Below are 19,306 nucleotides of genomic sequence, written 5' to 3'. Positions count from 1 at the left end.
ACGATCCTGCGCGTCAGATAGCATCCTCCGGCAGATTCAGATCGCGTCCGCGCGTTTCCGGTGCCACAAAGGTGGTGAGGAAACCGATGGTCGCCATGGCCGAGAAGTACACGGCAATCGGCCACCAGTGGCCGGTAAACGACAGCAGCGCCGCCGCCACCAGCGGTGCGGTGCCTCCTGAAAGAATAGACCCCAGCTCTTTGGCAACCGCCATTTTGGTGTAACGGTGTTTGACGCCAAACATCTCCACGCCCCACGCCGCCTGCACGCCAAAGATGCCCAGCGACGCCAGCGCCATGCCCACTACAATCACCGGAATCACGATGGCCGGCTCGCGGCTGTCCATCAGGCTAAAGGCGGGCCAGGCGTAGACCATCAGTAACAGGCAGAAGCCGCGATAGGTGATGCGTCGGCCAAAGCGATCTGACAGCCAGCCGGCAAACGGGATGATCAGAAAACCGAGCAGCGAGGCGATGAACACCGCGGTGGTCGGCACCGATTTGTCCAGCATCAGCACTTTGGCGACGTAGCCGACGATAAAGCCCTGTGCCAGATAGGACGGGCCGTTCTCACCGATGCGCAGGCCCACCATGGTCCAGAAGGCGCGGCTACGCTGCCAGAAGCTGCGGCTGTCGGGTTGCGTCGAGCTTTGCGCCAGCGTTTCATGGCGCTGCGCCTGCAGTTCCGCCTGCTGACGCTCAAATACCGGCGTTTCACGCAGATGACGGCGAATCCACAGCGCGACCGCAGCAATCAGCACGCTGCTGAGGAACGGAATACGCCAGCCCCAGTCGAGCAGCGTGGCTTTATCCATCTGAATCACCGCCAGCCACACCAGCGACGCAATCAGCGTGCCGCTGTTGGAACCAAGCGCAATCACCGACGACACCAGGCCACGGCGCTCAACCGGCGCGTATTCACCCAGCATCACCGTGCCGCCCGAGAGCTCTGCGCCGGCGCCCAGCCCCTGCGTGAAACGCAGCAGCACCAGGCAGGCCGGCGCCCACAGGCCAATCGTTGCATAGGAAGGAATCAGGCCGATCAGCGTGGTTGAAGCACCCATCAGAATGATGGTGCTGATCATCACGACCTTGCGGCCCTTGCGATCGCCAATCCAGCCAAACAGCAGCGCCCCGATCGGGCGCGCAATAAAGCCGACCGACCAGGTGGCAAAGCTGGAGAGCAGCGCCATTGCCGGGGTGGCTTCGGGGAAGAATACATCGCCAAAAATGATGCCGGCAGCGAGGCCATACAGGGCGAAATCCGCGTATTCCATCGCGGTGCCCAGCCAGCAGGAGAAGGTAGCGCGCCAGAAATCTTTGCGCCCGGAGGTGGTTTCCAGCCGCGCATCGGCGGCGGAAGCGGGTGAACCTTGTTGCGTAACGGAGTGATGTACCGTCATAACCATTTCCCTGAAAGAGGTGAAAACAGTAAACGCCCATCCGTGGGTCGGTTCCCTGGCAACAAGCGGAACTCCCCGGTGGCGACGTTCAGTAGGCAAACCTGGATGAAAGGTCAGTAAAGAATTCCCTGGTGTTGGAATTCATCTATTTGCCTGATTTCGCCGATGTTTTTTTCATCGATCGCATTAGCACGGCAAATGTAACTGGGTCATCTCAAGGCCAACTTCGTCTCTGGCACCGTGAGTTGTCACTGTGAAGACAGTCTATCTACGCGCGTAGATAAATCAAGTGATCAACAGGAAAATAATTAACTTATCTTCACAATGGTGCATGAGAAAAAGATAAAAACGTCGTTAATTCATGACATTACATTACATTACAGCCAGCGTCATTAAAAAATCCACGCACGCTGCGTGATTAACGACTATTGCTTATCATTGGCAAAAACGGCGACCAAACTTTCACCGCGCCGTTTTCGCACATTTCAGTTAAGTTTTGATGACACCCGGGCATTATTCTTAAAACCGCCCGGGCCGCGCGAAATCCTGCGTGCCTGCAGTAGACTGGATGACCTTCACTCAGGAGCATTATGACCATTATCCTCATGCGACACGGCAAGCCAGACCATCCGGTAAGCGGGCGCTTTACGGCGCGGGCGCTGGCGGACTGGTGTGAAGGCTACGACCAGGCGGTGATTTGTGATGCGCCGCCGCCGCGCAGTATGGCGATTGCGCGCATGGCCAGCGTGATTGCCTGCAGCCCGTTGCCGCGCGCGCGTTCGTCGCTGGCGCGGCTCGGCCTGCAGGCGCAGGACGTGGATGAGGTGTTCAGTGAAGTGGCGATGCCGCTGCTGCCGTTCGCGCGCCTGCATCTGCCGCTGACGCTGTGGCTGGCGCTGCTGCGCCTGCTGTGGCTATGCGGTTACGCCGGACGCGTGGAATCAGTGCAGCATGCCCGGCAGCGCGCGCAGCGGGCGGCAGACAAACTGATTGCCCTGTCGCAACAGGGCACGGTGCTGCTGGTGGGCCACGGTATTATGAACAAACTGATTGCGCGCCAACTGCGCAAGCGCGGCTGGCAGGCAGAAAAACACGCCAGCAGCCGCCACTGGAGCAGCGCGATTTATCACCGGCCATTTATTTGATGGCGGCCGTCGCACTCAGGACGACAGCTGAAAGTAGCTCAGGACTTCGCAGCCGGTGCCAGCCTGCGGCGTGGCGATGACCTTCATCTGCGTCAGATCGATCAGGCTAAGCGAACCGTCACCCTGATTAGCGATCAGCAGGCTGCGGTTATCGGCGCTAAAACAGCCATCCATCGGCTGATTGCCGACCGCAACGTCACCCAATGGATTAAGCAAGTCGTCAAACAGCGTCACCACTCCTTCCCCGTCGCCAATCGCCACCAGCCGCTCACCGCTGGCGCTGAAGCGCACCACCTGGCACGGCTGCTGATGGCCGGGCAGCGTGATGCGCTGGCGGATACGGTGACTCTGACGATCCACCACGTACAGCAGCGGCGCGTCTGCCGCGCTGGCCACCAGATAGGGGTGCTTTGGCGAGGCGGCAATGCCGGCAATCGGTCCCGGCAGCAGGATGTTGTCAATGATGCGCCCTTCCGCCTCGCACAAATCCACCACCGTGATGCTGGCATCCTCTTCGTTTTCAGTAAACAGCTTGCGGCCGCTGGGCGACAGCGTCAGCCGGTGCGCGTTGTGCGACGGCAGCCGGATGGTTTTCTCCAGCGTGTCGCTGTGCGGATCGATCACTGCCACCGCGGCACTGTGTTCACAGCACAGATACACTTTGCCATCGCGCCCCAGCTGGCCGCTGTGCGGTGCCTTGAGCGGTGACAGATCGATAAAGCCGCTAATCTGCCGCCGGCGCAAATCGATAATCGCCACCTTATGCCCCGGATGCGGATTGTCGCCGTGGACGCCATCACCGTAGATCGGCACATACGCCTTCTCCAGCGCGGGCAGCATCAGCAGCTCATGCGGTCGCGGCGGTAAGGCATTCAGCTCCTGCTCAACGGCGAAGCTGTCGGGATTGAGAAACAGCACGCGGTTGCCCTGCTTATCAACCGCCAGTAACCCACGCTTGTGTGGCTGCATAGTGCCTCCTTTTTTTCGTTGCCTGCTCTAAGCGTAGCTAACCTGCCTCCGCGTTGGGCAAGCGGCGGCCAGGCCAGGGGAAAATACAGCGCCGTTAACGGACCGCCGATCGCTCATTTTTATTCCGCGCCGCGGCCTGTGCCTGCAGAGGGTTATTTTATTAGGAATAGTCTTAATCGAGCAAAAATAAAAAACGCATTCCCTCATCATTTTATTGATACCTCTTTTTAGCCATCCCGGATCCCGGCGTTTCCGGTAAATCTGAAAGCGAAAAAAATTCGTAGCCTTGCCGCTGCGGATCGATTATTAAGCAAGGGTAGTCTTTTTACACACAGCCGTCAGGACACATAAGCGCGCTCAAGCCGCCAGCATCAGGGAATCCTTGCTCCCCATAATCACAATAATCAGGTGCATCATGACAAAAAAACGTCTCCAGCCAGCCCTTACGCTCTGGCAACACTGGCAGAGAATCGCCTTTACCGGCCAGACATTACTGCAGAAAAAACAGCATACTGCGCTCTGCGCGCCGGAATATGATCCCAGCGAAGAGGACAATATCGTGTTGCTTTCGGGTGAGAAAGCGCTGCCGGAAATACCCAAAAAAGTCTGGATGTACTGGGACAATGAATATTTACCGAAATCGATGGCGTTAAATATCCAGCAGCTGCGTCAGGATAATCCCGACCATCAGGTGTATGTATTAAACCGTTTAACGCTTAAAGAAGTCCTGCCGGATTTTATTTTTACCTCGACACAATTAAGTGAGCAGCAAAAAAGTGAAGTCATTCGCCTCGAATTATTATTACGCTACGGCGGGATTGCGATTGACTGCAGCACGCTGTTATTTGAAGACCTGAGCTGGGTGCACCGTGCGCATCAGGAACGCCGCATGGATGTGATTGGCTATTACCGCGAAATTGCCACCGTCAACTATCTGGCACCGGTGATTGAAAACTGGTTTCTCGCCGCTGCGCCCAATAATCCTTTTATTCGCGAGTGGCAAAAACAGTACGCGCCGATCAAGCATCTGGGGGCGCACAACTATTTTAATGAGCTGGCAAAGCGCGATGATTTTGCCCTGCTGACTCAGAAAATCGCCGAGCCCGCACAGCAGCTGGGTTCGCTGGCGCAGCAGGCGGCGATGCGCGAACATCGCCGCGTGAACCTGTATCTGCGTAAATGTGAGGCCAACGCGTATTACTATCAGCGGCTGAGCAACTGGCAAAGTGACGCCTTTGCGCACACGGTGCTATTCCATCAGCGCCCGCATACGCCGCCGCCGGTGATCAAGCTGAGCGGCATTGAGCAGCTGCATCTCGACTTCAATCTGCGTCTCGGTAACTATAACCGTCGCAGCCTGCTGGGGGCGATGATGCAGCCCACAGCACCGCTCAGCGCGCCGCTGGCCTCACCCATCAACAAAGCGCGTGCGTAGCCAGTGGATAAAGGTGGTGACGGCACGCGGTACCTGCGCTGCGTAAGGCCGCACCACCCACAGGCGGTCGGCAAAGGCATCGACCGCCTGCCACTCCGGCAGCACCTGCTGCAGCGTGCCGCTGGCCAGCGCCGCGCTGGCGCTGAAGTCCGGCAGCATGGCAATGCCCAGCCCCTGCAGCGCAGCGTCACGAATCGACTCGCTGTTATTAGTGGCGAAATTACCCTGAATCTTCACCTGCACCGTTTCGTTGTCATCGCTGTGCAGACGAAAGCGCCACTGCGGCGACTCCAGCCCGCGCGGATAATAGAGGCAGTTATGCTGCTGCAGCGCCTGCGGCGTATCTGGCGTACCGTGACGGGTCAGATAATCCGGCGCGGCCACCAGCAGCGTGCGCGTTTCACACAGCGGCAGCGCGACGTGCGTTTCCGGCAGCTGCTGGCTGTGGCGAATGGCGAGATCGAATCCTTCGCTGCCCAGCGACACCAGCCGATCGCTGACGTTAAGCTGCAACCGCACCTGCGGGTAGTCGCGCAGAAAGTCGCCGATAATCGGCACCAGCTGCTGCCGGGCAAACGCCACCGGCGCGCTGATGCGCACCAGGCCGCGCACCGGCCCGGCTTCGTCACGCACGCTGAAGAAGCTCTGCGCAATGCGCGCAAACGGCTCACGCAGGTCGTCCACCAGCTTTTCACCGGCCGACGTCAGCCGCACGCTGCGCGTGGTGCGCTGCACCAGCGCCACGCCCGCCATCTGCTCCAGTTCTTTGATTTTCTGGCTCATCGCCGCTTTACTGACATCCAGGCGTTCAGCCGCGCGGGTAAAACTGCCCTGTTCCGCCAGCACCGTCAGCCAGTGCAAATGCACCCAGAGTGCATCGGTTTTAATTTCTTTCATCAGGATTGTTCAAAATAATAAATAATCATTTTAATCAGCGCGCTTTTTCTTTCCGGCAGCAAGCGGCAGCATAGCGTTTCATCCTACTCTTTCCGCGTGGGCAAAAACGAGGATTTATTGATGCCGTTACTGACTTTTGATGTTATTCAGGGCCGTTCTGAAGCAGAGATTCGCACCTTACTCGACGCCGCGCATCGCGCAGTACTCACGGCATTTAAGGTTCCGGCGCGCGATCGTTACCAGATTGTTCATGAAAACAAGCGTTATCAGATGGTCTTTCAGGATACCGGGCTGGGCTTTGCGCGCAGCGACAATCTGGTGATGGTACGCGTGTACACCAGCCCAAGAAGTGAAGAACAGAAAACGCACTTCATGGCAGAGTTAGCGCGCGAGTTGCGGGAGAATTGTGGCGTGCAGGGCAACGATCTGATGATCAGTTTTATCACCAACAGCAAAGGTGACTGGAGCTTTGCCGACGGCGAAGCGCAGTATCTCACCGGTAAGTTGTAACGCCCGCGCCCGCCCTGGCTGGCAGCAGCGCGCCGGTTGCTGCCAGACTAAATCAGACTCCGCCTAAACTCGCCTTAAACGATTCGCAATGCATCGCACAAATCTGGTTGGATGTGTTGCAGCCCTGTGACAGCCAATATAGATTGACGCAAAACCCCCGCAGAGGGCCGCAGACGCAGGTAACGCGTTCTTTTTACTTAATGTGAGGATCTGCCGTTGGAGTTGCTTTCAATAGTGCTCTTTTTGGCTGCGATCGCAGTCTATTCGTATAAAGCCGGGCGAAATAAATTCTGGTTTATCCTGATCTTGCTGCTGCTCACCCTGTTCATCGTGCTCAACGCCACGCTGTATGCCAGCAACTATTTTACCGGCGATGGCATCAACGATGCGGTGCTCTACACCCTGACCAACAGCCTGACCGGCGCGGGCGTGAGCAAATATGTGGTACCGGCGCTTGGCTTGATCATCGGCCTGTTTTTACTGTTCTGTTTTCTCTCCTGGGTGCTGCGCCGGCATAAACGTCCGCATCATCTCGGCTGGAGCCTGCTGGCGATCGCCTGTGCTGCCGGCTCGGTGCAAACCACGCCGGCGTTTCGCCAGGTGAAAGAGCTGATCGCTTCTCACGCGCGTCAGGCCGATTCGGATTTCGAAACCTATTACAAAACGCCGAATAAGCAGATTAACGCGCCGAAGCTCAACCTGGTGTATATCTACGGCGAAAGCCTTGAGCGCACCTACTTCGATCAACAGGCTTTTCCTGGCCTGGCACCGGAACTCAGCCGCGAAAAAGATCACAGCATTGACTTCAGCAACACCGAGCAACTGCCCGGCACCGATTACACCATCGCCGGCATGGTAGCGTCGCAGTGCGGTATTCCGCTATTTGCGCCGTTCGACGGCAACGCCTCGGCTTCGCTTTCCAGCTTCTATCCGCAAAATATCTGCCTCGGCGATATCCTCAAACACTCCGGCTATGAGAACTGGTTTATTCAGGGCGCAGACCTGCGCTTTGCCGGCAAAGACACCTTTTTGCTGTCGCACGGTTTTGATGCCGCCAACATGTACGGCTCGCAGGAGCTGAAGAGCCGCGTCGCCGACCCCAGCTACCGTAACAACTGGGGCTTTTACGACGATACGGTGATGGATGAAGTGTTTGAAAAGTATGAGGAGCTGTCGCGTCAGCAGAAACGCTTTGCGCTGTTTACGCTCACCGTGGACACTCACCATCCGGACGGCTTTATTTCGCGCAGCTGCCAGCGCAAAAGTTACAGCTATGACGGTAAACCCAATCAGTCGTTTAGCGCGGTGGCCTGTTCCCAGGAGCACGTGGCGCGCCTGATTGCCCGCATCAAAGCCTCGCCGTGGTTTAAAAACACCGTGATTGTGGTGAGTTCCGATCATCTGGCGATGAATAACACGGCGCATCAGTATCTGATCAAGCAGCCGCGCCGCGATCTGTTTATGGTGATCCGCGGCGACCAGCCGCAGGCCGAGGTGCTGGACGGCAAGCGCAGCACGCTGGATAACGGCGCCACGGTGCTGGATATTCTCGGCGGGGATAACGCGATTGGCCTTGGCCGCAGCGGGCTGTCTTCAGCCTCGCTCTCCAGCCAGTTCGATGACATGGCGAAGAAGGTCACGGCGTGGAAAGCCGATATCATTCAGCTGTGGAATTTCCCCAGCCAGATGAAGACGTTCACCATCGACCAGCCCAAAAATACCTTTAGCTTCTCGGGCGCGACGTTCAGGCTGCCGATCCTGTTCCGCGTATCCGATCATCAGGTAGAGCCGCTGCCGGAAGGCGAATACGCCGCGCCGCTGCGCTTCCAGCTGGCCGATTTTGCCGCCAGCGATAAGTTTGTCTGGGTCGATCGCTGCTTCAAAATGGGCCGGCTGTGGCAGCCGGCGCTGGCGCTCTCGACCGATCTCTGCTTGGCGATGGGCCAGACCGGCGGACAGCCCACGGTGACGCGCATCGACCAGCCGGTGTGGCAGGGTAAAGCGCAGTTCCCGCAGGTGAAGGTCAGCGCGGCGACCTACCAGCTCAACGAGCAGCAAATGCGCATCGAGGATAATGCCATTCGCTACCAGGCGGACAGCTTCCTGCTGACCGTGCCGGGCGCGCCGGCCAGCGTGAAGCGCTTTAGCGGTATTTCACGGCCGGAAAGCTGGGGGCGCTGGTCGAACGCCAACCTCGCGCCGGAGGTGAACATTGAATATGTCGATCCGCTGCCGGCGCGTTTTGACGTGGTGATCACCGCACGCGCCTATGGGGCTAACGCCCATCGACCGATTCCGGTGCGCGTCGGCGAGCAAGTGCAGCAGCTCAATCTGGGTGACGCGTTCTCCACGCAAACGCTGCATTTCACCAACCCCGGCGCCAGCCGCAACCTGATCATCACGCCGCCAGAACCACAGCTGTCTAATCTCGGCAACATTACCGGTCAGGATCCACGCAAACTCGGTATCGGCATGGCGGAGATAAAAATAATTCCGCAGCCCGAAAAGTGATAAAAATGCGTGCCAGACCAGGGCCTGCCAGCGTGCAGGCCCTTTTTATTGCCGCTTAGCGTTACTCATTGTACGAATTGATATTTTTCGAGACGTCGCGCAAAATCCACATCATCACATGGTGCAACTATCACCACCTGGATAACCTTGCAGGCAACAGGAAAGGCGACCAGGAGCAACAGGGATGATACCGACGATGATGAACACCCATAAGGCATTCAAAGCGCTGCAGCAGGCGGGCGTGGCCGATCACCAGGCCGAAGTGATGGTCGACATTTTTGCCGAAATGCAGCAGGAAAACAGCCTGACCAAAACGCACCTTTTGCAGGCTATGGAAGGCGTGATGCGGGCAAATCACGCCACCTCGCAACGTGTCGATAAACTGGCACAGAGCCTCAGGCATTTTGAAAATGAGGTCCGCCATACGTTTAAAGCCATTGAGCTGCGATTTGACAACGTCGATGAGCAATTCCGGAAAATTGATCAACGCTTTGAACAAATCGATCAACGCTTCGAAAAGATGGATGCGCAATTCAAGCAAATCGATAAACGCTTAGAAAAAGTGGATGCGCAATTCAGGACAATCGATCAGCGTTTTGAACAAATCGATGAACAATTCAGGAAAATTGATCAACGCTTTGAAAAGATGGATGAGCAATTCAGGAAAATCGATCAACACTTTGAACAAATCGATGAGCAATTCAGGAAAATCGATCAACGCTTTGAACAAATCGATGAGCAATTCAGGAAAATCGATCAGCGTTTTGAACAAATCGATGAGCGATTCAGGCAAATTGATAAACGCTTTGAAAAGATGGATGAGCAATTCAGGCAAATTGATAAACGCTTTGAAAAAGTGGATGAGCGCCTGCTGGATCTCGACCATCGCATGCAGCTCGGTTTCAATGAGCTCAAACGCGATAATCTCTGGCATCGGCGGCTGATGATGGCGATGGCCAGCGCCTTTGTGTTGTCAGCCGCCAAATATATTTTTGCCGGTTAGCCGGGTAGCCAGCCCGGCGCGCGCGTCAGGCCTGACGTAATGTCTCCAGCCTGGCGCGTTGCTGCCCACGGGCGTCGAAATTGTCTGCCGCCAGCCAGCGCTCAAAGCCCAACTTCACCTGCGGCCATTCGCTGTCGATGATAGAGAACCAGGCGGTATCCCGGCTGCGATTTTTATACACCACCACCTGACGGAACGTGCCTTCATAACGGAAGCCCAGCCGCAGTGCGGCGTTGTACGACGGCTGGTTACAGCTGTCGCATTTCCACTCGTAGCGACGATAGCCGAGTTGTTCGAAGGCGTAACGCATCAGCAGATAGTGGGCTTCGGTGGCCATGCGGGTTTGCTTCAGCAACGGAGAGAACACCACAAAGCCGACTTCCATCACACCGTGCTGCGGTTCAATGCGCATCAGCGCCAGCGAGCCGATCGCCTGCCCGCTTTGCCGGTCAATAACCGCGAAGTGCAGGTAATCCGGACTCTGCTGGCACTGCTGCGCAAACGCCAGATAAGACGCTTCATCGTCAAAGCGCCCGACCGGCAGCCAGGTCCAGTCGCGGTCATCTTCCGCCAGCGCATAAGCCGCATACAGCTCGCGACCGTGACGTGCGGCATCCAGCGGCTCCAGCCGGCAATATTGTCCGGTGAAAATCTGCCCCTGCGGCAGCGGGCGCGGCTGCCACGCCTCCAGCGCCGGGCCGATGGGTTGTCCATAACGATTGGTCTGCGATGACATACGGCGATTCCTTCTGTGTGAGAGTGACAGCGTGCAGCGTGCCACTTTGCTGGTTCAGGAAAAAGCGCCACAATGTGACAAATCGATAGATCCACGGAGGCGCCAATGCGCGCATTAAACCGGCATTCGCTGCTGCTGGCACCGTTAGAGGCCGACGGCAGCCTGACGCTGCAACAGCAGCTGTATCAGCGGCTGCGCCAGGCGATACTGAATGGTCAGCTGGCGGCGGGCACTCGCCTGCCGGCGACCCGCCAGCTGGCGGCTGAACTGCAGGTGTCGCGCAATACGGTGATCGCCGTCTGGTCACAGCTGCAGGCGGAAGGATTTATCCTCAGCGACCGCCAGGGAAGCCGCGTCAGCCGACTGGCGCACACGCCGCTGCCAGCGCAGGCGTCCGACGACAGCGCCGACTGGCCGGTTTCCGCGCGCGCTTCCCGGTTGCACTCGCTGCATCGCCTCTCCAGCCAGGAGCTGGCGCTGCGCCCGAGCACGCCGGCGCTGGCGCATTTCCCGCTGGCGCAGTGGCGTCGCGCGCTCAATCAAACCGCGCAGCAGGCACAGCTGCTGGGCTATGGCGATCCGCTGGGTGAGCTGGCGCTGCGTGAGGCGCTGGCGCAGCATCTGGCGCTGGCGCGCGGCGTGCGCTGTGCGCCGCAGCAGATTGTGATTACCGAAGGTGCGCAGCAGGCGCTGACGCTATGCGTCGCGCTGCTCACCAATCGTGGTGACACCGGCTGGGTGGAAGAGCCGGGCTATCGCGGCGCCAAAGCGGCGATGCGCCTCGGCGATCTGCAGATCGAACCGATTGCCGTAGATGCGCAGGGACTGGCACCGACAGCGCAGGACTGGCAACAGCGCCCGCCGCGGCTGATTTACACCACGCCGACGCATCAGTATCCCACCGGCGCGATCATGAGCGCCGCGCGCCGGCTGGCGCTGCTCGCGGCGGCACAGCGGCATCAGGCGTGGATTATCGAAGATGATTACGACAGCGATTTTCGCTACAGCGGCGAGCCCATCGCCGCGATGCAGGGCATGGCGCAGCCGACGCCGGTGATTTACATCGGCTCCTTCAGCAAAACCCTGTTTCCGGCGCTGCGCATCGGCTACATGGTGCTGCCTGCCCCGCTACTGCCACGGCTGCGGCCGGCCTTGCATGAGCTGTTACGCGGCGGTAACCGGCCGGAACAGCAGGCGCTGGCGCTGTTTTTACGCAGCGGGGATTTCAATCGCCACCTGAGCAAAATGCGCCGTCTGTATCGTCAGCGGCAGGCCACGTTGCGGGCTGCGCTACAGGAGACATATGGTACTCAGGTGCCGCTGCTGGGCGGTGAGTGCGGCATGCATCTGGTGTTGCCGCTGGCGGATACGGTGGATGATGTGGCGCTGACGGCGCAGCTGTTTCGCCATGGCTATGCGCCTGGCGCGCTGTCCGGCTTTTATCTGGGCGGGCAAAAACAGCAGGGACTGGTGCTGGGATACGGTAATACCAGCACCAGTCAGATAATGGCAGGCGTGGCGCAGTTAGCGCGCCTGCTGCCGGGCATTAACCCTTGAAGAAAATGTCGCCGGATTTGCCCATCACGATCTTGCCGCTGTCGTCGGTGATCAGGATGTAGTTAGCGTTGATGTAAGCCCAGTGCGTGCCTTCCTGCGGTGCAGGCAGGTGGCGCGGCTGCCACTCAACGATGGTGTACTGCTTTTTACGGTACTCATCCGGCACGACGTCACCGACTTTATACTCTTTGTAATCGATGATGATAGTGTGTAGATCGTAATTATTGGCGGCGGATGGCGCTTCACCCGGACCGTTTTGTGACGGGCGAATCGGCGCGACATCGCCACTGGATTCTGCCGGTTCACTGCTGGCGGGCGCATCGCTGGTGGCCGCTGGCGCTGAGGCGTCCGGTGCGGTTTGCTGCACCTGCGGCGGCATCGGTACGCTATCGGTTTGCTCACCTTCTGCCAGCGCTGCTGGCGTCAGGCTTAAAGCGCCCAGAAAAATTCCTGCTGAAAGAAGGGTGACGTGTGTCCTGCGCATTGGTGATTTCCACTCTGGTTAATTATTTAACTGTCCCATTTACTGACAAGCGCCACGTGCGGAAGGTTCCCGCGCCGCGCTTTGCGCGTCAAATTTCGCTCCACAGCATACCTCAGGCGGCGCGCTTTGCTGAGCAGCAAAATTGCAAGCAACCGTGTTCAGCACCCGGCGATCTTTACGCGCCAAATCACGCAGCAGCGCAATGCCGAGATAGTTGCTCCAGTTGAAGGCGTTTTGCAGCACCACGATGGCATTGCCGTGGGCGCGATCGTAGCCAATAAAGCTGGCATAACCGCCAATATACCCCACCTGATAAGTGATCTGCTGCTGACCATAGGTATCGGTTACCCAGGCGATATTCTGCGCCTGATTGCCATGCTGCTCATAAGGATGATTGACCTGCGCCAGCGCCTGGCCGAGCGCGCCCTGTGCATCGCTGTGCAGATGCGCATCGAGGTAGCGAATCAGATCGCGCGCATTGCTGTACAGGCTGGCGGCCGCCACCATATTGCCGCGAAAGGCCCAGTCCGGCGTCAGCTGACCGCGCGCGATCAGTTTCGGCTGATCGCCGGCGTGGCCCAGCGCGCGCCACGGATAGCCGCGCAGGGTTTGTGGATGGAAGCTGCTGCTGGTCATGCCGAGCGGACCAAACAGCTGATGCTGCGCCAGCGTTTCAATGTCCTGATGCAGGCGATGCTGCAGAATGTAGCCCAGCAGCGCATAGCCGAGATTGGAGTACTGTGCCGCCGGGTGTGCGGGGGCGCTGAAATCCGCCAGATAACTCAGCACGGCATCGCTATCCAGATTGCCGTAAAAGTTCTCGCCGCTGCGCAGGTAAGCCATAAATTTCAGGAACATCGGCAGATCCATATCCTGACGCGGCAGCCCTGAGGTGTGGGTAACCAGCTGCAGCAGCGTGATGCGTTTTGCATCCTCACTCAGCGGCACGCCGCACGGCAGCAGCGTGGCCAGCGTGTCGTTCCAGTGCAGCTCCCCGCGATCCACCAGCCCGATAATGACCTCCGCGGTAATGCCTTTGCTCAGCGAGCCCAGCGCAAACAGCGTATCCGGCGTGATGGGATAGCGCTGGCGCGCATCGGTGACGCCATAGCTGTAAAACTGCGGCGCGCCGCGCTGGTGAATGATGGCGATGCTGATGCCCGTCACCTGCTTCTGCTGCATGTAGTGGCGCACAATGTCATCGACGTTTTCATGGAAGGTGGCGTGGGACAGGTACACGCGATCGCTCACCGGTGCGGACGTTTGCGACAGTGTCCCGCAGCCGCTGAGCAGCAGACACAGGGCTGGCAGTAACAGGCGATACAGCGCGCGGGAAAGCGTCAGTCGCTGAAGTCTGACGAAGCGGTAAATAGCCATCAATTGATAAGTTATTTTTTATGTTATGCAGCAGGTGCCACTGGTGTTGGTGGCGAAATATACCACAGAACAGCGGGTGCGCCACCTGTCAGCCACAGGTGGCGCCGGGCATTATTGATTAACCGGAATAACCGATCCTTTATAGTGCTGGTTGATAAATTCAGCAGTTTGCTTTGATTCGAGATCTTTCGCTAACGCGAGTATGCGCGGGTCATTAGCCAGCTTTGGCGTGGTGACCAGCACGTTGGCATACGGATTATCCTTTGCCTGCTCCAGCGCCAGCGCGTCTTTCGATGGCACCAGCCCGGCCTGCAGGGCATAGTTACCGTTAATAATCGCCAGCTGCACATCATCCAGCGCGCGCGGCAGCTGCGGCGCTTCAACCTCAATGATCTTCAGATGGTGCGGGTTGTCACTAATGTCCGCCGTGGTCACCAGCGTCGTGGCGCTGCGGCTTTTCAGCGTAATCAGGCCGCTGGCCTGCAGCAGATAGAGCGCGCGGCTCAGGTTAGTCACGTTGTTGGGCACCGCCACCTGCGCGCCATCAGGCAAATCTTTCAGTGATTTCACTTTGTGCGAGTAGATACCGAGTGGCTCAATATGCACGCTCGCCACCACGGCAAATTTTTCGCCCAGCGCTTTTTCCTGATCGCGCAGATAAGGCACATGCTGGAAATAGTTGGCATCGACGTCGCCACGCGCCAGCAGCTCGTTGGCGTTTAAATTGCCGTTAAGCTCGATCACCTTCAGATCGAGCTGTTTGTCGGTTTGTTTGATGTAGTTGAGAATCTCACTGTGCGGCACCGGATCGGCGGCCACGCGCAGTGCCGCGGCGGACGCCACGCTGCTGAACAGGGCCATCAGGGCCAGTGACGCTATCATCGTTTTCTGCATGGGCTTTCCTTACGTTTCTTATGATTTCACTGTGCTTAATGCATCAGCGTAATAGCGCTGCGCCACATCGCGATGGGAACGCAGACGCCCTTTGAGGTAGTTCCAGCCCACTTCACGCAGCAGCGGATTGTCAGGATCGCTGGTCGGGCCGTGGGCTTCTGCCGCCAGCTGCGGCGGCAACTGATACAGCGGTACTTCGGCGTCCAGCTGCGCACCGAGGAAAAAAGCGATCGACACGCGTTCACGATTAGCCGGCGGCGACACCACGCGGTGCACGGTGGCGCGCAGATACCCATTGCTGGCAATCTCCAGCAGTTCACCGATGTTGACCACAAACGCGCCCGGTTTTGGCAACGCATCCACCCAGTGACCGGGTGACACTTCCACCTGTAAACCGGGCTGATCGTCCTGCAGCAAAAAGGTGAGGAAGCCGGAGTCTTTGTGTGCGCCGACGCCCTGCTTGCTGGCTTCTGCTGCCTGACCGGGATAACGAATCAGCTTGATGTGCTCATTAGGCTGGGTGCCATACAACGCGTCGAACGCATCCGGCGGCAGCGCCAGCGCTTTGGCAAAGGCCCGCAACAGGCGCAGCGCGATGGCGGTCATCGCCTGCTGCCAGGCGTGCATCACCGGACGCAATTGCGGTAACGCCTCCGGCCATAAGTTAGGCCCCTGCAGCCGTTTCCACGCCGGATCGCCCGGCTGCAGCGTCAGCGCCGCGCGTTCGGCACCGATATCAAACTGTTCACGCTGATCGCGCTGGTCGCGGGTGTATTCCACACCGGCGTGGTTGTAGCCGCGAAAATGCGGCGAGTGGATCATCGCCACGCGCTGCTTCTCCGCCTGCGGCAGGGCAAAAAACGCCCGCGTGATACTCTGCACGTTGTGCAGCAGTTGCGGGTTAATGCCGTGATTAACCAGATAGAAAAAACCGACGTCACGTGCGGTCTCCCGCAGCTGCGCCAGGTAAGCTGCCTGCTCTGCGTCGGGTAGTTCCAGCAGGGCCAGATCCAGTACTGGCAGAGTATCCGCCATGATGTTGTCTCCTCGCTATCGGTAAATCCTGCGTTTACGCTGACATTCGCCGCCGTTTCCCGCCAATACTGTTGCGCGATAAGTTATGGCGATTCCTTTTTAGGCGCACTTCGGCTATCGATATGCAAAAAGCGGTAAATCCGGCGCGCTGCCGCTATAATCGCGCCCAGCAATTTTTGCCCACCAATGCACACCGCAGGAGACGCCGGATGAATCAGGGTCCGTTAACCGAAAAAGAGCTGAACTGGCTTGATGACATGCTGGAAAAATATGGCAACGAACACTCCGTGGTGGACACCGCCGAACTGGACGGCATGCTGACCGCCCTGCTCTCCGGCCCGAACGATATCGAACCGAGCGAATGGCTGGTGGCGATTTGGGGCGGTGAGAAGAAGATTCCTCAGTGGGCGAACGCGCGCGAAATGGACCGCTTCATGGCGCTGACTTTCCAGCACTTCAATGACATCGCCGAGCGGCTGGCGGAGTATCCGGAGCAGTTCGATCCGCTGTTCGGCGAGCAGGAGATGGAAGGCCAGCTGTTTACCGTGGTGGAAGACTGGTGCTACGGCTACATGCGCGGCGTGGCGCTGGATGCGGACTGGGCGCAGCTGCCGGCGGCACAGCAACCGGCGCTGCAGGCGATTGCGCTGCACGGCAGTGAAGCGCAGCTGGCGCAGCGTGAAGCCTTCACCCCGGACGCGTTTGAGGCCAGCATCGAGGCGATTCGTCCGGCGGCGCTGGAACTGCACGAATACTGGCAGGAACAGCGCATGGCGCAGCCCGATCCGGCTCAGCAGCTGCCGCATTTTGCCGGTGAAAAAACCGGCCGCAACGATCCCTGCCCGTGCGGCAGCGGCAAAAAGTTTAAGCAGTGCTGCCTGAATAAAGCCTGAGACATTCACGTCAACGCAGGCCAGCGCTAAAACTGGCCTGCGCACCGCGTTATTTCCCGGACGCGAGAAACTCCATCACCGCCGCATTCAGCGGCGCGGGGCACTCTTCAGGTAACCAGTGACCGCAGCCAGGTAATACTTTGCCGGTGACGTGCGAGGCGTAGCGGCTGACCACCTGCTGCTCATAGGCACCCAGTCCGCCGTGACCGCCACCGCCAATCGCCAGCATCGGCACGGCAATTTTCTCGCGGGAAAGCACTTTATTGTCCGCCACTCCCTGATTCAGCACCCGGTAATATTCAAAGGCGGCATTCAGGCTGTGCGGTTTTGCATAGGATTTGCTGTAAAGATCGAGTAGCGCCGGGGTGAACACCGCTTTGTTGGCGGCATGTTCTTTGATGAAATGCTCGAAGAACAGGCGCTCTTTACCGGCGATCAGCTGTTCAGCCAGCTGTCCCTGCGCCGCAAAGAAGCTGAAGTGCCACACCAGGGATTCGCCTTCGGGCGTAAAGGCCGGGAACTGATAGATGCTTTCATCCGGGATCGGCGCTTCCATAAAGATGGCGCGGCGGATGCTGTCCTGATGTTTCACCAGCAGCGGATAGGTATTCCAGATGCCAATGTCGTGCGCCACCAGATCGAACTTTTTGCCGCCGGCAAAGTGCTGTGCCAGCTGATAAAGCAGCGGCGCGACATCGGTGGCGCGATACGAATGCGGCACGTCAGACTGCCCCAGCCCCGGCAGATCCACCGCCACGACGGTGTGGTTTTTTGCCAGTTCCGGCATCAGCTGGTGCCATTCGTACCACGTCTGTCCGAAACCGTGCACCAGATACACCAGCGGTCCGCTGCCGCCCTTCACATAATGCAGGCGCACGCCATCCACAGTTTGATAGCTGCTGGTGAAACCGGCGGGCAGCGGGAATTCATCCGCGGCGGTGCTGGCGGCGGAAAACAGCGCGGCCGAGGTAAGCAGCAGGGTTAACAGTAATTTTTTGAACACGTGATTGATCTCCATTTTGTGATAATGCCATTTAAAACAGTGAATTAAATTTTCATATGCGCACGGCTGGTCAGTGACCTTGTACGCGCTGGTGCCGCGCGCCGGCCTGGAAACCGTGCTGACGCGCCTGCAGTGCGATGATGAAGCCAATCGCCAGCAGCAACAGCAGCGCCAGCGGGAAAGACGCCACGCCCCAGTGGGTAAGCAACACGCCACCGGCCAGACCGCCGCCGGCAATCGCACTGTTCCACACCACCACGTTCATCGACAGCGCCACATCCGCGCCCTCGCCCGCCGCATCCGCCAGCGCCGTTTGCAGCAGCGTGGCCGCACCACCAAACGTCAGCCCCCACAGCGCCACGCCGACATAAACCAGCAGCGGCAAGCGCGCCAGCCAGATGAACAGCAGCGAGACCAGCGCAAACAGCGCCAGACTGCCGAGCACGGCGACGCGCAGGTGGTGATCGACGAGGCGACCGGCCAGACCGATAGCCGCCAGCGCCGCGATGCCAAACACCAGCAGCACGCTGTCCACCTGCCCGGCGAGACCCGCCTGGGTAACAAACGGCGCGATGTAGGTGTAGAGAATGTTGTGCGCCGTCATCCACGCCAGCACCACGCCCAGCACCGGACGCACGCCTGGCGTCATGAACACCGTGCGCAGCGGCAGACGCTGATCGCTGCTTTGTCCCGGATAGTCAGGCACCCGCAGCAGCACCCAGCCGATCAGCAGCAGCGTCAGCGCCGACATGATGCCGAACGCCGTGCGCCAGCCCACCGCCGTGCCCAGCCAGGTGCCGACGGGAACGCCCAGCGCCAGCGCAATCGGTGTGCCGACCATCGCCACGGCGAGCGCTTTGCCCTGCTGATGGACCGGCACCATGCGCCGCGCATAGCCGGCCAGCAGGCTCCAGGCGAGTCCCGCCGCTGCGCCGGCGAAAAAGCGCGCCACCAGCGTCAGTACGAAGTGGGTCGAGAACGTGGTGATGGAGTTGAAAATCAGGAAACCGACGATAGCCAGCAACAGCACGTTACGGCGACGCCAGCCCTGAGTGGCGATGGTCAGCGGAATCGCCGCCAGCAGCGAGCCAAGCGCATAAACGGTTACGGTCTGCCCGGCCAGCGCGGTGGAAATACCGAGGCCCGCCGCCATCTGCGGCAGCAGTCCGGCCGGTAAGGTTTCGGTGATGATGCAGATAAAACCGGTCATGGCCAGCGCCAGCAGCGCGCCCAGCGGTAGCGGCCGGGTTTTATCCGCGGCGGTATTCAAAGTCGTCACAATCAGCGTTCCCGATGTCATCAGCGTGCAGGTGAGGCGCGCGCCTGTCGTTGAAATTATATGTACCGATCAGTATATAAATTGGCGAAGTGCGACAACCTGTTACGGTTCAGGAACAACCCTGCGGATACGCTATCCGCCGCCCGCCGGCACAAATATATACTAATCGATACATT

Annotated in this window: 17 protein-coding genes; 7 read left to right on the top strand and 10 right to left on the bottom strand. The window is 58.8% G+C overall.

Annotated elements, in window-relative coordinates; translation table 11 throughout:
* Positions 1-13 precede the first annotated feature (13 nt).
* Complete coding sequence (locus AC6I8P_RS03210) at positions 14-1,402, bottom strand: MFS transporter (RefSeq protein WP_498030967.1); 1,389 nt, start codon at positions 1,400-1,402, stop codon at positions 14-16.
* Between the two features lie 590 nt (positions 1,403-1,992).
* Between AC6I8P_RS03210 and AC6I8P_RS03205 the strand changes: the two genes are divergently transcribed.
* Positions 1,993-2,547 (top strand): histidine phosphatase family protein, encoded by a 555-nt coding sequence (locus tag AC6I8P_RS03205; RefSeq protein ID WP_021506764.1) that lies wholly within the window; start codon positions 1,993-1,995, stop codon positions 2,545-2,547.
* 15 nt (positions 2,548-2,562) lie between these two features.
* Here AC6I8P_RS03205 and AC6I8P_RS03200 read toward each other — a convergent pair whose 3' ends face one another.
* A complete protein-coding gene (locus AC6I8P_RS03200; protein ID WP_211727426.1) occupies positions 2,563-3,516 on the bottom strand; it encodes a YncE family protein in 954 nt (317 codons plus the stop codon).
* A 415-nt stretch (positions 3,517-3,931) separates the two neighbouring features.
* Between AC6I8P_RS03200 and AC6I8P_RS03195 the strand changes: the two genes are divergently transcribed.
* The gene (locus AC6I8P_RS03195) at positions 3,932-4,951 is read left to right on the top strand and encodes a glycosyltransferase family 32 protein (protein ID WP_262265063.1); all 1,020 of its coding nucleotides are present in this window, start codon (positions 3,932-3,934) and stop codon (positions 4,949-4,951) included.
* On the opposite strand, the gene AC6I8P_RS03190 is transcribed toward AC6I8P_RS03195, so the two are convergent.
* Positions 4,925-5,848 (bottom strand): LysR family transcriptional regulator, encoded by a 924-nt coding sequence (locus AC6I8P_RS03190; protein WP_275028065.1) that lies wholly within the window; start codon positions 5,846-5,848, stop codon positions 4,925-4,927. The two genes, AC6I8P_RS03195 and AC6I8P_RS03190, sit on opposite strands and share 27 nt — an antisense overlap.
* A gap of 120 nt (positions 5,849-5,968) precedes the next feature.
* Between AC6I8P_RS03190 and AC6I8P_RS03185 the strand changes: the two genes are divergently transcribed.
* From AC6I8P_RS03185 to AC6I8P_RS03175, 3 genes are all read left to right on the top strand, one after another.
* Complete coding sequence (locus AC6I8P_RS03185) at positions 5,969-6,358, top strand: tautomerase family protein (RefSeq protein WP_021506760.1); 390 nt, start codon at positions 5,969-5,971, stop codon at positions 6,356-6,358.
* Positions 6,359-6,568: 210 nt separating this feature from the next.
* Positions 6,569-8,869 (top strand): phosphatidylglycerol--membrane-oligosaccharide glycerophosphotransferase, encoded by a 2,301-nt coding sequence (gene opgB / locus AC6I8P_RS03180; protein WP_127834570.1) that lies wholly within the window; start codon positions 6,569-6,571, stop codon positions 8,867-8,869.
* 196 nt (positions 8,870-9,065) lie between these two features.
* Positions 9,066-9,872 carry a hypothetical protein gene (locus AC6I8P_RS03175; protein ID WP_498030966.1) on the top strand — a complete coding sequence of 269 codons (807 nt, stop codon included), beginning with the start codon at positions 9,066-9,068 and terminating at the stop codon, positions 9,870-9,872.
* Positions 9,873-9,897: 25 nt separating this feature from the next.
* Here AC6I8P_RS03175 and AC6I8P_RS03170 read toward each other — a convergent pair whose 3' ends face one another.
* Positions 9,898-10,608: a GNAT family N-acetyltransferase gene (locus AC6I8P_RS03170; RefSeq protein WP_127834572.1), complete on the bottom strand. Its 711-nt coding sequence runs from the start codon at positions 10,606-10,608 to the stop codon at positions 9,898-9,900.
* A 105-nt stretch (positions 10,609-10,713) separates the two neighbouring features.
* Here AC6I8P_RS03170 and pdxR point away from each other — a divergent pair, with 105 nt between their 5' ends.
* Positions 10,714-12,165 carry a MocR-like pyridoxine biosynthesis transcription factor PdxR gene (pdxR, locus tag AC6I8P_RS03165; RefSeq protein WP_498030965.1) on the top strand — a complete coding sequence of 484 codons (1,452 nt, stop codon included), beginning with the start codon at positions 10,714-10,716 and terminating at the stop codon, positions 12,163-12,165.
* Here the strand turns inward: pdxR and AC6I8P_RS03160 are convergent.
* From AC6I8P_RS03160 to AC6I8P_RS03145, 4 genes are all read right to left on the bottom strand, one after another.
* Positions 12,155-12,649, bottom strand: coding sequence for an RcnB family protein (locus AC6I8P_RS03160; RefSeq protein WP_031279558.1), 495 nt, complete (start codon positions 12,647-12,649; stop codon positions 12,155-12,157). The two genes, pdxR and AC6I8P_RS03160, sit on opposite strands and share 11 nt — an antisense overlap.
* A 39-nt stretch (positions 12,650-12,688) precedes the next feature.
* Positions 12,689-14,026, bottom strand: coding sequence for a serine hydrolase domain-containing protein (locus AC6I8P_RS03155; protein WP_498030964.1), 1,338 nt, complete (start codon positions 14,024-14,026; stop codon positions 12,689-12,691).
* A gap of 111 nt (positions 14,027-14,137) precedes the next feature.
* Entirely contained in the window at positions 14,138-14,920 is a 783-nt protein-coding gene (locus AC6I8P_RS03150) for a MetQ/NlpA family ABC transporter substrate-binding protein (protein ID WP_481657348.1), read from the bottom strand.
* A gap of 18 nt (positions 14,921-14,938) precedes the next feature.
* Entirely contained in the window at positions 14,939-15,958 is a 1,020-nt protein-coding gene (locus AC6I8P_RS03145) for an isopenicillin N synthase family dioxygenase (protein WP_481658057.1), read from the bottom strand.
* 206 nt (positions 15,959-16,164) lie between these two features.
* Between AC6I8P_RS03145 and AC6I8P_RS03140 the strand changes: the two genes are divergently transcribed.
* A complete protein-coding gene (locus AC6I8P_RS03140) occupies positions 16,165-16,848 on the top strand; it encodes a YecA/YgfB family protein (protein WP_421039806.1) in 684 nt (227 codons plus the stop codon).
* Between the two features lie 49 nt (positions 16,849-16,897).
* Here the strand turns inward: AC6I8P_RS03140 and AC6I8P_RS03135 are convergent, their stop codons facing one another.
* Both AC6I8P_RS03135 and AC6I8P_RS03130 read right to left on the bottom strand, forming a co-directional pair.
* On the bottom strand, positions 16,898-17,866 hold the full coding sequence (locus tag AC6I8P_RS03135) for an alpha/beta fold hydrolase (RefSeq protein WP_498030963.1): 969 nt from the start codon (positions 17,864-17,866) through the stop codon (positions 16,898-16,900).
* 55 nt (positions 17,867-17,921) lie between these two features.
* Complete coding sequence (locus tag AC6I8P_RS03130; protein WP_498030962.1) at positions 17,922-19,151, bottom strand: MFS transporter; 1,230 nt, start codon at positions 19,149-19,151, stop codon at positions 17,922-17,924.
* Positions 19,152-19,306: the final 155 nt, after the last annotated feature.

The sequence above is a fragment of the gamma proteobacterium symbiont of Lampromicra miyakona genome (assembly GCF_059730895.1).
The sequence above is the reverse complement of the archived record's forward strand: the minus strand, read 5'-3'. Positions and strand labels throughout refer to the sequence as shown.

Excerpts from the sequence above, each read along its gene's own strand:
- AC6I8P_RS03155 (WP_498030964.1), bottom strand. The coding sequence starts at position 14,026 with ATGGCTATTTACCGCTTCGTCAGACTTCAGCGACTGACGCTTTCCCGC.
- AC6I8P_RS03185 (WP_021506760.1), top strand. The coding sequence starts at position 5,969 with ATGCCGTTACTGACTTTTGATGTTATTCAGGGCCGTTCTGAAGCAGAG.
- AC6I8P_RS03135 (WP_498030963.1), bottom strand. The coding sequence starts at position 17,866 with ATGGAGATCAATCACGTGTTCAAAAAATTACTGTTAACCCTGCTGCTT.
- AC6I8P_RS03190 (WP_275028065.1), bottom strand. The coding sequence starts at position 5,848 with ATGAAAGAAATTAAAACCGATGCACTCTGGGTGCATTTGCACTGGCTG.
- AC6I8P_RS03170 (WP_127834572.1), bottom strand. The coding sequence starts at position 10,608 with ATGTCATCGCAGACCAATCGTTATGGACAACCCATCGGCCCGGCGCTG.
- AC6I8P_RS03140 (WP_421039806.1), top strand. The coding sequence starts at position 16,165 with ATGAATCAGGGTCCGTTAACCGAAAAAGAGCTGAACTGGCTTGATGAC.
- AC6I8P_RS03195 (WP_262265063.1), top strand. The coding sequence starts at position 3,932 with ATGACAAAAAAACGTCTCCAGCCAGCCCTTACGCTCTGGCAACACTGG.
- AC6I8P_RS03130 (WP_498030962.1), bottom strand. The coding sequence starts at position 19,151 with ATGACATCGGGAACGCTGATTGTGACGACTTTGAATACCGCCGCGGAT.
- AC6I8P_RS03200 (WP_211727426.1), bottom strand. The coding sequence starts at position 3,516 with ATGCAGCCACACAAGCGTGGGTTACTGGCGGTTGATAAGCAGGGCAAC.
- AC6I8P_RS03205 (WP_021506764.1), top strand. The coding sequence starts at position 1,993 with ATGACCATTATCCTCATGCGACACGGCAAGCCAGACCATCCGGTAAGC.
- AC6I8P_RS03175 (WP_498030966.1), top strand. The coding sequence starts at position 9,066 with ATGATGAACACCCATAAGGCATTCAAAGCGCTGCAGCAGGCGGGCGTG.
- AC6I8P_RS03160 (WP_031279558.1), bottom strand. The coding sequence starts at position 12,649 with ATGCGCAGGACACACGTCACCCTTCTTTCAGCAGGAATTTTTCTGGGC.
- pdxR (WP_498030965.1), top strand. The coding sequence starts at position 10,714 with ATGCGCGCATTAAACCGGCATTCGCTGCTGCTGGCACCGTTAGAGGCC.
- AC6I8P_RS03210 (WP_498030967.1), bottom strand. The coding sequence starts at position 1,402 with ATGACGGTACATCACTCCGTTACGCAACAAGGTTCACCCGCTTCCGCC.
- AC6I8P_RS03150 (WP_481657348.1), bottom strand. The coding sequence starts at position 14,920 with ATGCAGAAAACGATGATAGCGTCACTGGCCCTGATGGCCCTGTTCAGC.